Origin of the sequence: Exiguobacterium sp. s75 (genome assembly GCF_018617145.1) — a bacterium.
In the GTDB taxonomy this organism is placed as follows: domain Bacteria; phylum Bacillota; class Bacilli; order Exiguobacteriales; family Exiguobacteriaceae; genus Exiguobacterium; species Exiguobacterium profundum.
Map to the genome: position 1 here is coordinate 1574258 of NZ_JACSJQ010000001.1, position 17465 is coordinate 1591722.

At 52.0% G+C, this 17465-nt stretch carries 12 protein-coding genes; all 12 read right to left on the reverse strand.

Annotated elements, in window-relative coordinates; genetic code table 11:
• Nucleotides 1–28: 28 nt before the first annotated feature.
• Complete coding sequence (locus KNO68_RS08135; protein WP_214730357.1) at nucleotides 29–1249, reverse strand: DHHW family protein; 1221 nt, start codon at nucleotides 1247–1249, stop codon at nucleotides 29–31.
• A gap of 12 nt (nucleotides 1250–1261) precedes the next feature.
• Entirely contained in the window at nucleotides 1262–2692 is a 1431-nt protein-coding gene (locus KNO68_RS08140) for an MBOAT family O-acyltransferase (RefSeq protein WP_078147452.1), read from the reverse strand.
• A gap of 37 nt (nucleotides 2693–2729) precedes the next feature.
• Entirely contained in the window at nucleotides 2730–3206 is a 477-nt protein-coding gene (locus KNO68_RS08145; protein WP_012727107.1) for a hypothetical protein, read from the reverse strand.
• Nucleotides 3207–3287: 81 nt separating this feature from the next.
• Complete coding sequence (wecB, locus tag KNO68_RS08150) at nucleotides 3288–4388, reverse strand: non-hydrolyzing UDP-N-acetylglucosamine 2-epimerase (RefSeq protein ID WP_012727108.1); 1101 nt, start codon at nucleotides 4386–4388, stop codon at nucleotides 3288–3290.
• A 49-nt stretch (nucleotides 4389–4437) separates the two neighbouring features.
• A complete protein-coding gene (tagH, locus tag KNO68_RS08155; RefSeq protein ID WP_214683682.1) occupies nucleotides 4438–5325 on the reverse strand; it encodes a teichoic acids export ABC transporter ATP-binding subunit TagH in 888 nt (295 codons plus the stop codon).
• A gap of 10 nt (nucleotides 5326–5335) precedes the next feature.
• Entirely contained in the window at nucleotides 5336–6133 is a 798-nt protein-coding gene (locus KNO68_RS08160; RefSeq protein ID WP_251025511.1) for an ABC transporter permease, read from the reverse strand.
• 15 nt (nucleotides 6134–6148) lie between these two features.
• Nucleotides 6149–7438: a nucleotide sugar dehydrogenase gene (locus tag KNO68_RS08165; protein WP_012727111.1), complete on the reverse strand. Its 1290-nt coding sequence runs from the start codon at nucleotides 7436–7438 to the stop codon at nucleotides 6149–6151.
• 127 nt (nucleotides 7439–7565) lie between these two features.
• Nucleotides 7566–9749, reverse strand: a complete 2184-nt coding sequence (locus tag KNO68_RS08170) for a glycosyltransferase (protein ID WP_215112315.1) — start codon at nucleotides 9747–9749, stop codon at nucleotides 7566–7568.
• Nucleotides 9746–12811: a CgeB family protein gene (locus tag KNO68_RS08175; protein ID WP_215112316.1), complete on the reverse strand. Its 3066-nt coding sequence runs from the start codon at nucleotides 12809–12811 to the stop codon at nucleotides 9746–9748. Before KNO68_RS08175 ends, KNO68_RS08170 begins: the two co-directional genes overlap by 4 nt.
• Nucleotides 12812–12853: 42 nt before the next feature.
• Nucleotides 12854–13165: a hypothetical protein gene (locus KNO68_RS08180; RefSeq protein ID WP_074036034.1), complete on the reverse strand. Its 312-nt coding sequence runs from the start codon at nucleotides 13163–13165 to the stop codon at nucleotides 12854–12856.
• Between the two features lie 9 nt (nucleotides 13166–13174).
• Nucleotides 13175–15820 carry a glycosyltransferase gene (locus KNO68_RS08185; RefSeq protein ID WP_215112317.1) on the reverse strand — a complete coding sequence of 882 codons (2646 nt, stop codon included), beginning with the start codon at nucleotides 15818–15820 and terminating at the stop codon, nucleotides 13175–13177.
• Nucleotides 15821–16235: 415 nt separating this feature from the next.
• Entirely contained in the window at nucleotides 16236–17408 is a 1173-nt protein-coding gene (gene tnpB / locus KNO68_RS08190) for an IS200/IS605 family element RNA-guided endonuclease TnpB (RefSeq protein ID WP_215112318.1), read from the reverse strand.
• Nucleotides 17409–17465: the final 57 nt, after the last annotated feature.

Genomic DNA, 17465 nt, shown 5'->3' on the forward strand with positions numbered 1-17465 from the left:
CCTGCCTTTTCGAAGGAATTGCGTTCGATCACAGACCTTCTTGATACATCGACCCGAGTCCTGTGATTCGGTCATTGTGTAAGAACAGAACCGCATCGACATCGTTCTCTTCCGCATATTCCGCGATGCTGACATCGTAGTCATCGAGATAGCGAACGTCGATTGCCGATACCGTCCCGAACGACTCGCCAAGGTAGCCGAGTACCGGGTTCGCATAAGAATCTTTCAACACGAGGAGATGATCGTCATTTTTCGGATTCTCCTGCGTGATTTTCGCGAGGGCGTAGTTGTCACCCATGAACAAGTTGTAGTAGTTCGTGAAGTCGTCCGTGTTGTTCAACACGTCTTTGTCGAGGACGCCATGTCCACAGTCATCCCCGTTTCGACAGACCGTCGTCGTGAATCCGTCTTTCGGTTCGAGATACGTGAACGTGTCCGCCGATTCGACATACGGCATCGAGATTTCCCGGGCATGAGACCCGTAAAACGTCCCGTCGACCGTCTTCACGTCCATCTCATCCGCGGTCAACACCGGTGCATCCGGGAACTGCTCGCTTAAGCGGTCCATGATTTGACCGTATGCGAGAAATGCCCCTTCCGCTCGCCAGTGGTGATCGGTTTTGAAATAGATATCCTCACCCGGTTCGTCACCGAGCGTCTCCTCCAAGTCGATGAGCGGGATGTCATTCTCTTCGATCCGCTCATGTAACTCGTCACGATTCTCCGCATCCGCCGACTCGATGTAATCCGGGAAGATGTTTTGTCGCGTCGCATAGACCGGCTTACTCGGTGCCGAGGCGAAGTAAGACGGGATGCCGGCATCATCCATCTCTTTTTTGAATTCTTTGAAGAATACACCGAGCGAAGAATACTGACTTTCGTTCGCATCCGGACCGTATAAGAACCCATCGATGCTGATGACGCCGTTATTCATCTGTTGTTGCAGCACGTTCAGTTGCACCCAGGCCTGCGTTTCAATCCACAGGTTTCGCTCAAACACCTGGTCGTTCGCCGACGCCTCGAACTCCTCCATGTACGACCCATTTAAAATCGTTTCGATGGATAGCTCAGGACGCTTCGCCAACATGCGTCCCTCGGTGGCCGAGCTTTCCTGCTCGTTACCGAAGGCATAAACGGCAAGTCCATAAAAGATGGTGCCAAGGAAGCCGAGCAAAAGGATACTGTTGACCACCCAAGAGAGGCGCCGTCCTTTCGAACGGACTTGTTCGCTTTTGGTTTGTTGTTCCATTGTCAGCCCTCCTTAGAACCGGAAATAAATAAACGGATTGAATGTACTCGAGACGACGTACGAAATCGAGATGCCGAAAATGAGCAAGATATAAGCTGCTCGGGCAAGACCTGCGCTCGCGGCAAGAACCGGACGTTCCGAGTCCACCTCGTGGCGCAAGAAATGAGCGACCAGCATCTTCGGAAGCGGTGTGGCAGCAATCATCGCCAACAGAAGAACCGTTCCGTATTGGACGAGATAGAAGTATGCCGTTTGATCGAACACTTCACCGCCGTGTAAGCCGAACATGACTTGCAGATAGTCAATCGCGTACGTGAAGTTATCGGCACGGAAGAATACCCAACCGATGACGACGACGAATAATGTGAACACATGCGCGAGCCATGCCGGCCACGCAGCGAGCCATTTCCCGAGAAATGCCCGTTCGAACATGATGAAGATCCCGTAATAGAGACCCCAGGCGATAAATGTCCAACTCGCCCCGTGCCATACGCCAGTCAATAACCAGACGATGGTCAAGTTGCGATACGTCTTCCATGGGCCTTGACGATTCCCGCCGAGCGGGATGTACACGTAGTCTCGGAACCAACTTCCGAGCGAGATGTGCCAACGACGCCAAAACTCAGACACCGATTTCGAAATATACGGATAATTGAAGTTCTCAAGGAAATGGAACCCAAACATCCGACCAAGACCGATGGCCATATCCGAATAACCGGAGAAATCAAAATAAATTTGGAGCGAGTAGGCGATGATTCCAATCCAGGCGAGTGTCGTCGACAGGTCCCCCGCCGATTGACTGAACACTTGGTCGGCCACATAACCACAACTGTTCGCCAAAATCATCTTCTTCCCTAGACCGATGACGAAACGTTGGATCCCAGAGACAAAGTCATCAATCGTCTCACGGCGGTCCACGATCTCATCTGCGACCGTTTGGTAACGGACGATCGGTCCGGCAATCAATTGCGGGAAGAACGAGACGTAAAGTGCCAAGTCGAACAAGTTCTTCTGGAGACGCCCATCGTTCCGATACACATCGATGACGTAACTCATCGCTTGGAACGTGAAGAATGAAATCCCGAGTGGTAGCGGGATCTCCGGGTCATTCAGCGAGAAGCCGAACACCGAGTTGACGTTCTCGACGAAGAAACTCGCATACTTGAAGACCCCAAGCATCCCGAGGTTTCCGAGAAGCATGAGCGCCATCGTCCATTTGATTTTCTTCGCATCGTCCCGATACTTATCGACCATAAAGCCGAAGAAGTAATTCATGACGATTGAAGCGAGCATGATGAGGACGAAACGTGGTTCACCCCATGCGTAGAAGAACAAACTTGAAACGAGTAGAATCGTATTCTTCAGCCAGCGTGGTGACACGAAGTACAACAACAGCACGACCGGCAAGAAATAAAATAGAAATACCGTGGAACTAAATAACATACCGAATGGTCCCTTTCTCCCTTAAGACTTGCTCCGTTCAGCGGAACGTTACATAGAGGTCATCGAATCGTACTGTGATCGGGTCAAGCGTCTCGACGATGTATTTGTACGACATCTTGAAATACTTGGCGCCTTCCATCTGTTTCACGACTTCTTCAATCGGATTCATCCCCGGATTCAACGTGAGCGAGAAACGTTTGTTCGAAAGACGCTCCTCATCTGAGTACTGCATGACGTACAGTTCAAATCGAACGGTGCGATCGCCTTCGACATAAACGGCAGTCTTCATTTCCATCTCGTCCCCTTCATCCATCTTGGCGTCTGCCAAAAAGATTTTTGACGGTGGAATCTCAAACTTCAAATCAAACAATTGGACGTAAATCGAGTCCGTTAACGCTTGTGGTAAAAATGTGACTTCTGTCTTGTATTCTTCTTCGCGCATCGACATATGGTTTTTATGCGGTCCGCGCGGATAGTAATGATAAATCGCCGGACGAATTCGCTTCGTTGACATACAAGCACCTCCGAATCGTTAGGATGATGATACAGAAAAGAGTTGCTGTGCTGGGCACAAAACAACTCTATTCGCTTTCATTTAGTTGGCAAGGATAGCATCGACGATTCGACGTGACGCCTCACCATCACCGTACGGGTTCGATGCTTGTGACATCGCTTTGTATGCCGTTTCGTCAGACAAGAGCTCATCCGCGAGTGAGAAGATGTTCTCTTCTTCGATCCCTGCGAGTTTGAGCGTTCCTGCAGCCACACCTTCTGGACGTTCTGTCGTGTCACGAAGGACGAGGACAGGTACACCGAGAGATGGTGCTTCTTCTTGTACGCCACCTGAATCCGTTAAGATCAAGTGCGACGTCGCCGCATAGTTGTGGAAGTCGAAGACGTCGAGCGGTTCAATCAAGTGGACACGTTCGACATCGTGAAGAATCTCGTTAGCGAGTTCACGAACGACCGGGTTCATGTGGACCGGATACACGACTTCGATGTCATCATACTTCTCGATCAAGCGACGGACCGCACGGAACATGTTGCGCATCGGCTCACCTAAGTTCTCACGACGGTGCGCCGTCAACATGACGAGGCGACGACCTTGTGAACGGATGCTGTCGAGCAATTCGCTCGCATAGTCGTCACGGACTGTCGTTTTGAGTGCGTCGATTGCCGTGTTCCCTGTGACGAAGATCATCTCTTCGTTCTTGCCTTCACGAAGGAGGTTGTCACGCGACGTTTCCGTCGGTGCGAAATGAAGGTCGGCCATGACACCCGTCAATTGGCGGTTCATCTCTTCCGGGAACGGTGAATATTTATTGTGTGTGCGCAAGCCAGCCTCAACGTGACCGACTGCGACTTGGTTGTAGAAGGCTGCGAGTGATGCCGCGAATGTCGTCGTTGTGTCCCCGTGGACCAACACGATGTCTGGTTTCGTTTCAGCGATAACTTCGCCCATCCCTTTCAATACGCGTGATGTGACATCGTAAAGCGTCTGCTTGTCCTTCATGATGTCGAGGTCATAGTCCGGTTTGATTTCGAACAACTCGAGCACTTGGTCAAGCATTTGACGGTGCTGCGCTGTCACGACGACAATCGGTTCTACCCCTTCACGTTTTTTCAACTCAAGTACGAGTGGTGCCATTTTGATGGCTTCTGGTCGCGTCCCAAAGACGGTCATGACTTTTTTCATAGGTCGTTTCGCACGGTCTGACTTCGCCGTGCTTCCTCCTCCCAATTGCTCACGCTTCGTTCGATACAGCGACCGACGAATGGCGTGTTTGTAGTTGTTCTTCTGTCAAAGGCGGCAAAATATACGTCTCCCCGAGCTCCGTCGCATCGACGACCGTCGTACGACGTTTGAGCTTATCGGCTTTAAACGAGTCTTGTTGCTCTTTAGACAAGTTGCGGAACCATTTCAAAAACTTATTGTACTCCCGAACGACTTCATCGACCGGTCCATATTCGCGCACTTCTCCGAACTCGAGCCAAAGGCCGAGCGTACAGAATTGGCGGACTTGTGAGACCGAGTGACTGATGAAGAAGATCGTCTTCCCACGATCTTTGAACTCGTTCATCTTGGCGAGACACTTGTCGGTGAACGTTTGGTCCCCGACCGAGAGCGCCTCATCGATGACGAGAATGTCCGGGTCGACGTTGATCGAGATGGCGAACCCGAGACGGGACTTCATCCCGCTCGAGTACGTCTTGACCGGCTGATTGATAAAGTCGCCGATATCGGCGAACTCAATGATATCCGGGGTCAAATCGATGATCTCCTGTTTCGTCATCCCGAGCATCAACCCTTTGAGCTCGATGTTCTCGAGCCCCGTCAAGTTGCCGTTCAAACCAGAAGAGATCGCAATCAACGCCGTCTTTCCGTGAAGTTCGATTTTCCCGTGCGTCGGCGGCATCACGTCAGCCAGCAAGTTCGACATCGTCGACTTCCCTGACCCGTTGATCCCGATAATCCCGACCACTTCCCCGGGTGGAACTTCAAACGTGACATTGCGGAGCGCGTAAAACTGTTTGCCCCCTGCTTTACTGAAGAAGATCTCCTTCAGCTTATCAGATTGCTTGTTATAAAGCGTATATCGTTTCGATACGTTTTCAAATTTAACCTGGTACATAAGGTCCTCCTCAAATGTAATCGATGAAGTGTCGACGGAAACGCAAATGAATCATCGACCCGACGAAGAAGAGAACGACGACGATGGCCCAGTAATAGAGACCGTAAGCCCAGTTAGTCGCCAACCAGTCGGTTCCGAGGAACATCGACCGATATCCTTCGACTAAATAATAGAGCGGATTGATTTGTAGGATATTCGCGAGCTTCGCCGGCGGCACCCAAAAAATCGGTGTCAAATACATCAACATCCGCATCATCGACTGAAGAAGGTTTTGAAGATCGCGCACGATTGTCGTGAGCGCGGACGTAATCAAGGCGAGCGAGTACAGTAGTGCGAGCGCACTGAACGCCAAGTAGATAAACCAGAGCGAATGTAGCCCCATCGGGAATCCGAATGCCCACATCAAGATAAACGAGACACCGACTAGCGCCACGTGGCGATAGAAGAGTGCGAGCAAGACGTATGCCGGAATCGTCGAGATTGGGAAGCTCATTTTGGAGACCATGCCGATTTTCGAATAGACGGACCGGGCCGTCGAGGTGATCGCCGAGGCAATGAAGAACCAGACGACAATCCCTGCGACCAACCATGGCAGAAACGGCACGCCATCAATCGGCCTGCCGCTTCGAATACCAAATCCAAATACGAACCAGTAAACTCCAATCTGCAATAACGGTGTCACGAACTCCCATAAAAATCCGAGGTACTGCATCGAGTTGTTGCTTCGCGTCTCATACGTGGCGAGACGGAAAATCAAGTACAAGCTCGACTTTAGCTCTGAAAGAATAGCTTTCGCGGATTTAAACATGTTCATTCACCTGAATCAAAGAACGAGATTCGTTTCCTTTGTATATTTGTAGAGGTTGCCGTAGTTGACGACCGCTACGTCTTCACCTTCTGGTTTCACGATGTTACGTGTGTCGAAGATCATCGGACGACGCATCGTTGACTTGAGCTCTGCGAAGTCGAGGACTTTGAACTCGTTGTGGTCAACCAATACGAGGACGAGATCCGCGTCTTTGAGTGCTTCTTCTTTTGAAACGAGCTCGAAACGGCTTGATGTTGATTTTTCAACGTGTGAGTCGTGAACAGAGATGTTCACGCCACGGTCAAGCAAGATTTCAGCGATTTCAACCGCTGGGCTCTCACGCATGTCGTCGACGTTTCCTTTGTATGTCACGCCAAAGACCGCGACTTTCGCATCTTCGATTCCAGCAGTCAACTTCTGAACGTTGTCTGCAACGTAGTGTGGCATCGAGACGTTCGTCTCACGTGACAAGTTGATGATTTTCGCGAGGTCAGGTGATTTCGCGACGATGAAGTACGGGTCGACCGCGAGACAGTGTCCACCGACACCTGGGCCTGGGCTGTGCAAGTTGACACGTGGGTGCTTGTTCGCCATCTCGATGACGTCAAGAACGTTGATGTCCAAGTCGTTACATACTTTTGCGAGTTCGTTCGCGAGTGCGATGTTGACGTCACGGAACGTGTTTTCCATGAGTTTCGACATTTCTGCCGTCTTCGCATCCGTTTTCACGATTTCACCTTCAACGAATGTACCGTAGACGCGTGCGCCTGCTTCTGCACATTCTGTCGTGATTCCACCGACGATGCGGTTGTTGTGCACGAGCTCATGAAGGATTTGTCCAGGCAATACGCGCTCTGGGCAGTGTACGAGATAGATGTCTTCACCGACAGTGAATCCAGCTTCCTCGACGAGTGGTTTGACGAAGTCGTCCATCGTACGTGGTGCGATTGTCGACTCAACGATGATGACGTTGCCTTTTTCAACGAATGGCAACACTTTGCGTGTCGCATCTAAGACGTACGTCAAGTCACATGATTTGTGCTCGTCGTCGTTGTTCGGTGTTGGGACCGCGATGATGAAGGCATCTGCTTTCTCTGGTGAGAGTGATGCACGGAACTTCCCTTTTGCCACGACGTCTGCGACCATTTCGCCGAGACCTGGCTCTTCAATGTGGATCTCTCCACGGTTCAATTTATCAACAACATGTTGTGAAATATCGACTCCGACGACGTCGACGCCATAGTTCGCAAAGACAGCCGATGTCGGTAATCCGATATATCCAAGACCTACTGTACATACTTTCATTGTGTGGTAACCTCCAAATGTTTTGACGCGCTTTTTAAATAGCGCATTGTCCATCATTTTATTTCACATTCGATAATAAAACAATACTCATTATACTCTTGAACAATTCTTCGGTGCAATTACATTTTCATGACAATATCGTCGAAAATTGTTCGTGTGTTTTGCCTGAAATGATTTGTTCCATCTCTCGATAGAGACGATCGAGCGCGAAATGTTTACGGGCATACGCCTGATAGGCTTTTGCGTCCGTCATCAGCTTCTCGTTCTCTTCTTTATAAGAAAGAATCGTGTCGACAAATTCCATCGTATCCGTGACGAGCAGTTCGTCTGGGTAAATCGTCTCCGCGCCCGTCCAGTGGCGGATGAGCGGATAAGACCCTGCGGCCATCGCTTCGGCCGGTGCGAGATGGAAACTTTCCAAGTCACTCGTCGAGAAGACGAAGCCGATCGATTGGAGCCATGTGTCGACGTCATTACCGTGTCCATCGAAATGGACGTGGTCACGAAGGTCCGACTCCTCGATGCGTTTCAGTAACGCCTCGTAGTACGAGCTCTCCTCTTCGCGCTTCCCGATCCAATAGACATCTTTTGGATGGTGTCCTTTGAAGTGGAGCTGGTACCGTTTGTCCGTCTTCAGCAGCTCTTCGAGGACGTCGAGCGCGAGGTCCGGACGCTTCAGTTTCGGGTTCATGCCGATCATACCGAGACGGAACGTCAAATCGTCTGCCTGTTTCGGTTTGTCGAGCTTGTCTGCGTCGACGGCGTTGTAGATGACCGTCATCTGGTGACGCGAGATTCCGAACAGACGATGCATCTCTTCTAACATATACGGTGAGACGAGGATGATACGGTCGATGTTGTCGAGCGCATATTCCCGTGGAAATGGTGTTTCTTTCTCCTGACGATGAATTCGGACGATGAGGCGCTGATGCGGCAACTTATGTTGCGAGTACCAGACGGCGTTGCCGAGGCCCCATTCACAGAAAATGACGTCTGCTTGTGCGAGACATGCCTTGCTGTGATTCACATCATGAATCTTGTGTCCGTCCCACTGGTCGACGAGGACCCGGTAGCTCGGGTCGGCCTCAAAACGTTCCATGAACATGCGGATGAACTTCAAGTCATGACCGGCGAAGAGGATCGTCGTCTTCTGCATCTCCCAAATCGCGTCACGGAGACGTTCGAACGTGCTGGCGAACGTATAATTCTTCGCCATGTTGTAGAGCCGTTCCGCCGCATCCTTATAGATGGCTGGATGCGTGAAGGCGAGTTCAACCTTTTCGATAAATTCGTCTTCCGAATTGACGAAGAGCGGGTAGCTCGACCCGAGCAACATCTCGTGCATCTTGTTGCGGTTGAGAAGGACCGGCTTCCCGAGCGCCCCATATTCGAGGAGCTTCGTCGACAACTCGAGGCTGTCGTCAAGGTCCGGGTGGCGCCACGAGATGCCGATGTCGCTCTCTTCAATGAGCGTCTCGACGTCCGCACGCGGAATGCCTTTCAACCAGTGGACCCCTTCGTCCGTTTGGAGACGATGTGTCACTTCTTTACGGAAGTTCGGGTTGTTCGGGTCTTGGTTGAACTTGTCCCCCGCCACCTTCAACTCGACGTCCGGCATCCGGACCCGTACCTTCTCGAGCGCGTCAAGAATTTCAGCCGAGTACCAGAGCGGCGCGAACTTTCCAGTATAGACGAGACGTTTCGCCTGACGCTTGAACGTCGGCGTCGCCTCGCGCATGTTCGGGATCATCGGGTTCAAGATGAGGAACGGCTTCGGCGTCTGTAAAAACGTCTCGAAGTACGCCTTCATCTCCGCCGTCTGACAGAGCATGCGCGCCGAGCGGTCCGCAATCTTCTTCAAACGTGCCAACTCTTCCTGTGACGCGGCCGATGAATCATGCGTGAAATCCGTGAGATAAGTCCACGTCTTTTTCATCGTATGTTCATAGTCGGAGAGCGCATAAGCGAGCTGGAACCCACGGATGAACGTCATGTCATACTGTTTCGTCTCGACGAGCTCGTGGATGAGTTGGGCCGCCTCTTCCGGCTGGAGCACCTTCTTCTCATAGTACGGCTCGTCTTTCTTCGTCGAGTCTTCCGTGAAGACGTCGATGAAATTGACGCGGTCGAGCTGTTTGATCGACGCCGTCACTTCCGGTTTCACAATCGAGCGCTTCAAGAGCACGTCGACCTCGATGTTCGGGTCCTGGTTCAACATATGCACGACCGACGTGAGCCAGATGGCCGATCCGTCGATCAAGTTCAAATTGACGTCCCCGTATACGAGGATCCGTAGCGGTTGCTTCGTCATAACGTTACCTCCTGACGGTCCGCTTCATCCATGGCGGCACCGGCTTTCACATATTGATACGGGTCGACACTGAAGATGCGTTTGCCGGAACGAGCGAGTTCGTTCAAACTCTCGTCCGCTTCAAAGATGTGGAGCGCCTCCTCGACCGTATAGAAGCGGAGTGCCGACGGCTGCACGATCGAGCGGGACGGTGTCGCGTCAAACACATAACGATACGACTCGTCATGGTCCTGTTTGACGAGCTTGCCGTCATACGCATAGTAATCCTCTTTCGTGAGGACATCCGCTTCCGCATAGCGTGCCGCGAGCAGATAATCGCTCAAGTAGTTCGGACCGTAATAATCGTCCGACTTCAAATGGGCGACCCAATCGTACGACTCGACCATCTCTGTGAACGAGGTATAGTGCGTCAAGTAGCTGCGCATATACGTCGAGATCGATGGCGTGTTGTACGTGTTGTACACGTCGATGTGATCCTCGAACTTATCGAGGAACATCATGAGGTGTTTATGCTCATAGTTCTGTGCCTCGAACTGGGCGACGACGCGTTCTGCCTCTTCGCGCGACTTGATGAAGGCGACGACGGCAATCTTCTCGTGGTCGACGCGGTACGGGATACCGACGTCTTGGACGATCTTCGCCAGACGTTGCGTGTACGTGTGATACGTCAACACGTGGCGCATCCCACGCATCGCGATGTCCTCATAGAACGAGTCATCCGTCATCAAGCGGCGGAACGTCTCATCTAAGTCTGACTCCCCATCGTCGAGGAAGACGTAATCGCCAAGCATGGCGTCGACCCCGACCGAACGGGTGCTGACGACCGGTGTCGCGCAGGCGAGTCCTTCGAAGACACGACGTGAGAACATCGTTGGTGAATCGTTGACCGAGTTGACGTTCAACATGACTTTATACCCTTTATACGCCTTGGCAATCTGGTTGTACTTCAAACTGCCGCGAATGGCGTGACGGAACTGTTCCGGGAATTGGAGCTGGTCGCTCTCCCCGCGTTGGTTGATCGCATAGTTGCGGTCGTAAATGGCAAGACCGTACTTATCCGCCGCCGCGAACAAGCGGTCCATGTCGGCTTTACGCGATTCGTGACGGTTCGCATAATACGAACCGGCGAAACACGCGTACGGCTCACGCGTCCCCGGTAAGCGGATCGGGTTATGCTCTTTCGGCTGGGCCGCGAACGGTAACGCATCGACCCGGTCATGACCACAATCTTCTTTATAATTCGGGACGCGGTTCATGTCGGTCGTATACACATAGTCGAATCGCTTCGCCGTCTCGATGAAACGGTCGTAGTGAATCGGGTCTTCTTTGTTCCAAAAGACGGTCGGGATGTTGTGATAACGGCACCAAGCGAGAAGCGCGTCGAGCTCTTCCCATGTGTTCGTGCCATATTTGACGATTTTCTTCTCCCATGCACCGGCGTTCCCTTTCCACGCCGATTCGACGACGAGGACGTCCGGTTGCTCATCGAGCAGCACCGTTTTCCAGTTGTCCGGTGTGAACGTGATGAGCTGACATTCTGGTTTGTAGGATGCCATCGTGAACTCATCGAAGATGGCCGCGACCTTCAGTTCGTGTAGTTCACGTGGGATTGGTGCGAAGAAGCGCGCCTCGCGCACGTCCATCCACGTCGGGTTTTCTGTACCGTCGCTGACGAGTTCTTCCGCGACACGGATGCGGTCAACCCGAGCCTCTCCGACACCGTCGACACGTAGGGCGAAACGAAGGAAGCGGATGCCTCGGTCAAAATAGAAGACTTTCTCGCTTCCGATTTGAACCTGTTGCATGATCTGACGCTCCGTCGCCGAGTAGGCGATGATGTAGAGGACGACGTTCGCCCCTTCATCGGCCACACCGTCGAGCGTGACACGGTAACGACTGTTCGCCTTCACTTCATACGGGAACTCTGTCGGGAGCAGTTTGAAGCTGTTGTTCATCTCGGCATACGAGATGTAGCGACGCTGATCGTCCTCGCCTTTCAATTGGACGACGAGTTGGTCATCTCGACTCTTCAATTTGATGAGGTCGGGTGCTGGGATCGTCCACATGTCCGGTTTGAGGGACAAGACGTCTTCACGGCGGACACTCTTCTCGCGAATCATTCCGATATTCAAGTTCTCAAGCTGCCCTGACCCGTTCACTCGGATGAAATAGCGGATGGAACGGTGTGACGGTGCGATGCGGACGATACCGCTCAGTCCAAGTGGCACCTCGATCAGACGGTCCTGTCCTGACACCGTATACGTCGCGATGAAAAGCGACGCGTCCGCTGTCCCCGTACGGTCTCCTTTTAAATAGAACCGATACAAGTCATCATCCATATCACCCGTCTCGAAGTCGATGCCACGTGCCGTATCGACGTGTGGGAGCGCAACCTCGTCGACGCCATAGTGCGTATATTGATTCCCTTCGGCGCGCACGACGAGCGTATCCCCATCGAAGTGAGCAATCTCACTCTGTGGCTTGAGCGAGCGGAGTGACGCCGACGTAAGCGGATAACGGAAATCAAAAGCATCAAGTGATACGTTCGCAGCCGTCCCTTCGACTGTCCAAAGCGACAGCTTGCCGAGCATGAGCTCGACGAGGCTGAACGCTCCTGCCCCGTTGACTTCAAGATGAGCCCGGACGATTTGTTCACCCATGCCGAGCGTCACATCGACCTGATCGCCGTCCTGCACCGTCACGTAACGAGTACGTCCGCCTTTACGCACGACTTCTAACGTCAACGTTGGCATCAAGCCTTCACGCGATTTGACGCGCATCATGGCCGTGAACGTCTTTTGCCCTGCTTCGACCAAATCGTTCACGGAGATGATGTCTGAACTTGCGTTCGGTCGGAACGTCAAGATGACCGGCTCGTCCCCAGAGAAGACAAGGTCCGTCCCTTCAACGTGTACGTAAGGTGAGCGTGTATACCAATTCGGTACGACTTCACGTAGTTGATGCGATTTGTTCGGGCGTTTGTTCAACACTTTACGACCGAGTCGCTTCGACCGTTGTACCCCAAGGTAAGCGGCGCGACGTGCTTTTTTCTGCCAATCCATCCTCATATCCTCCAAATCATCGAGTCTTTCGAACTCGATTCTTTATTTGCGAATGCGTCGTGCAACCGCCTGTGCCTTCAAAATCGCTTTTCCGGCTTTCGATTGCACAAGACGACGATACTTCTGATTCAACACATCATATTTACGTTTCAAGTCACTGAGCGCTTGCTCTTTCTTCTCGAACGTCTTCACGGTCCATTCAAACGTGTACAGAAGATCTCCATACTTTTGAACGAGTCGTCGATGCTTTTGACGTAATAGACGTTCATCGTGTTTCAAATGACGAATCTCTTCTTCCTGCAGTTTGATTCGCTGTTTCAACAATCCGATTTCTTTTTCAAATTCGTTGCTCATGGTCTCACCTCACAAGTATGCGTCAAAATAGAGACGCTTCAATTCTTCTGTTTGTCCTGATTCATATAAGTCGACGAATTGTTTTACAATCGGCGTCTCTAATTCCATCGGACGATACTGTTCGATGATTTCATAAAGCATACCGGCATTGTCGACAAACTCTTCCGGTTTGCTGCGGCGTAAGAAGACGAGGTACCACATCGAGAAGAACCGTTCGAATCGAGTCGAGCGGTATTGGTCGAGTACGCCTTCGCGCGCGAACGCTTTCGCCCGTGCCGTCTCCCGGATGACACACTTCATAAAGTACTTCTTCGTGATCGTATTGACCGTCGAACCGGCGACGGCCGCGTAATAGTCATGGATCGTCAAGTCGAGCAGGGCGACGCGTCCTGCGTTGAGGAACATCTCTTGGAAGAAGAGTGAGTCTTGCCCGACCGCACCGATGACTTGTTTCAAATCATGCTTCTGGATGAAGTCTTTTTTGATGACCATCGTCTGGATACTCTGCACCTTGAAGTTGTGCTCGAGCAAGTACGCTCTCGGGTCTTCGATGACGCGAACGCCATCTTTTTCAAGACCGTCTAACTCAATCATCGCCTCACGGTTCGCAAGCTTCAACATACTTCCGACTGCGAGGTCGAGCGAGTCGTCCTCTTGCATGACACGGAACAGTGCCGCATAGCCGTCGTTGACCGCTTCATTGTCCGGGTCAAGGAAAGCGATATATGGCGTCGTCGCGAGCTCCACCCCTTTGTTCCGTGGACGTGAGGCGCTCCCGCTACCGCCGTCGTTGAACGAGTACGTGTAGACGTTCGGATACTTCCGGACGAGACGTTCGATATAGCCGATCGTCTCTTGGTCCGTTGAACCGTCGTCGACGAGCCAGATTTCCATGTCTTCAAACATCGAGCTACGGCGAAGACTCGAGAAGCACTTGTTGTATAGATAGCGACCGTTGTTATAAATCGGGACGATCATCGAAAGCTGATAGTCACCTGGTTCGTTCGGGACGAGCACGTCGTCTGGGGCGAGGAGTTCGAAATGATCGATAGCATAGCCTTGACCTTCGACGCGTTGGTCGTTCCGAAGCGTCTCAAGCGACACGTGACTAGCCGCGAACATCGTCAAGGCCACATCAGCATAATCTTCTACGAACTCATGGATGGTGTCCTGCCCTTTCGTCACGAACGAGACGTCCGTGTATTTGAAGGCGTTGACTAAGTCTTCCACATAGTAGTCGAGATAGTGATGACTGTCGTCAAACACGGTCACAAAGTCGGCTGTACGTAGGTCGACTTCTTGTAGCTCCGCTTCGGCGACGAAGCGCTTGTGCGGATACGACTGACGCTCGAACTGTTCGCGCGTCGCCGTCACATCACCGCGACCAATGACGAGGACGTCGCGACGGATTTCATGGTGGATGCCGAGAGTGAACAACATCTCACTGAAGCGGTCGTACATCGTATGATTCGAGAAGATGGTCCGGACACCAGACAGTTGATGCTCGAGACGCTCTTCGTCCGTCTTAAACATCTCTAAAATCCCTTGTGCGTCCAAGGCGCTTGTCGCGATGAACACGTTCGGGAAGTCGTTGTTGACGGCCACGTTGTAATTCGTCAAGACGAGTTGTCCGCGGGCCTGTGCCTCATAGATGGCTTGCGCGCTCATCGTCGGACTGTGCTTCACTTCATTGACGTGAAGCACCCAATTCGATGTCTCTCTCAGCTTCTCCATATCCTCAGGGTCCCCATGGACGAGGACATCTTGAAGCGACTTTGGTGCGAGTGACGCTTTCGACTCATTCGCCTCACGCATCACATAGAGTTCTTTGTTCGCATCGCGAACGCCTTGCGCGAGCGTCTCCAAATCTTTTGCGAACCGCTGGACGGGAAAACGGTTCGTCACGACGACACGGTCTGTCTTGCCACGCGTCATTCCAATCGGGTTCACATGAAGCGGGTCGACTCCCGGGCGGATGACGAAGACCCGTTCATGCCCGGCTTCTTCCATATATTCCGTTACACGCTCCTCGTTTGCCGTGAAGATGTAATCACATTGTGCGGCAAGTGAAGAGAAGCGGTCGAAATGATTCGTATCGAGTGTCGTTTCGAAGACGACACGGATCTCCTTTTGTTTCGCCTTGCGAATCAAGTTTCCGAGCCAGTGACGAGAGTGCGAGCGTGGCGTCCCCATGTGATGGAAGGCCGTCGTCTCATCTTCTGTGAGCGCTGCCGAGATGAGCAGGAAATCGATGTCTTCTGCTTCAAGCAACTCTAAAAAGCCTGTCACGTTCTCAAAGTAATGGGTGTGACAAAGACGTTCGAGCTCTTTGGCCCGCTTGACCGGTCCGACGAACGCGACATGCACATTCGCCTTCTCATAAAAACTGCTCCCGTTCGACTGGATGCGTGTCACATCAAGTTCTGGGAGGCGTTTCCGAGCTGCTTCGAGCTCTGCCTGTAATGCGGTTTGTTGTTCCTCGAACAGTTTGTCATCTAGACGCGGGCGTTGCGCCTGTCTCGACAAAGAAGGAAGTTCATCTAAGGTAATCAAGTCATCCCCGACCAATGCCTCTTTTCGGTTGACTCGTTCTTTTTCTTCTTTTAACCACGCGATATGCTTTTGCACGTCGCGTAGCGTCGCTTTTACATCCATACGTCCGCTCCACCTTTTTTAAGTAATCAGTATTTCTTCATCTTATCGTATCTTAACAGAGTTACATGTCGGTCGCAATTTGATGACAAATGCACACGCCCGAGTTTCCTACAAAAAAGACGGACCCATAAATGGATCCGTCTCGAGGAATACCTCACTCATAATGATGACATGTCAAAACGTCTAATCAAGTTGATTCCAAATCTCAAAGAAATCTTCTAGTCTTGCTGAGAATTCTTCATCTGACAGTACTGCCTCATGCAATTCAGTAGAGACAGATAGATATTCGCCCCTACCCGTATCATAAAGAACCTCTTCATCCGCTTCGGACAAGAATAGATTTGAACTACCCCCACCTACGCTTCGCTTAGAGGTGGGGATTCCTGAGTTATCCTCTCTAACGAGAGAAACCTGATCAGGCTAGCCCCGTCGTCCCGACGGTTGAAGAAGCTAAGATGCGTTCAGCTTCTAATTTCAAGTTCAGTCCTGCGTTCACATCACGGTCGTGGTGGACCCCACAAGCCGGGCATGTCCATTCACGCAGACCAAGATGTTTCACGTCTTGGTGTCGATGGCCGCAACTCGAACACAATTGGCTCGAGGCGAAGGTCTTCCCGACCTTCACGACGGTCTTGCCGTACCAGCCGGCCTTATACTCGAGCATGCGAAAGAACGCCGACCAGCTCACTTCGGCGATCGACTTGCTCAACTTGCGGTCCTTCTGCATGTCCTTCACCTGCAGGGTCTCGATGCCAATGACGTCGTGGTTTTTGACGATTTCGGTCGACACCTTATGTAGGAAGTCGGTGCGCTTGTTGGCGATCTTCTCGTGGATGCGGGCGACCTTCCGCTTCTGCTTCTGGTAGTTCTTCGCCTCGGAGAGTCTCACCCTCTTGTTCAGGGCGATGCGCTGACGACGGGACAACTTACGTTGCTCCCGTGCCAGTTTCTTCTCGAGCGTACGGAAGTAACGGTCGTTCTTGTACAATGTGCCGTCCGATAGAACGGCGAAGTTCTTCAGCCCGACGTCGACGCCGACCGATGAACCGGTCTTCGGCAGCTCACCGATCTCCTGCTCTACGAGAAGGGAGACGAAATATTTACCCGAAGCCGTGCATCGGATCGTGGCGCTCAGGATGCGACCCTCGACCTGTCTCGAGTTGGCGAAACGCAGCCACTTCAGCTTCGGGAGTTTGAGTCGATTCCCGACGATCGAGACCTCGGGGAGCTGGGACTTGCCCTGGATGTTCGCCGTATAGGATTGGACGGGGTTTCGCTTCGACTTGAAACGGGGATGATTCCCCTTTTTCTTGAAGAACTTCTTATACGCGTCGGCCAGGTGTTTGACACTGTTCTGGACGGCCGTGCTGTCCACTTCCGTCAACCAACCGAATTCCTGCTTGAGCATGGGAAGTTCTTTCGAGCAGGCATCATACGACAGTCCCTTGCCGGTCGCTTCATGGGCCGCGTCCCATTTCGACAGGAAATGGTTGAACACGAACCGGGAACATCCGATCGTCTTGGCAATCAGGAGTTCCTGTTCCTTCGTCGGATAGATCCGGAATTTATAGCCCTTGTGCTTCACCATGTGACGGTCACCACCTTTGAAGATATTTTACCCGAAGAAAAGGCTGGCGATTCATCT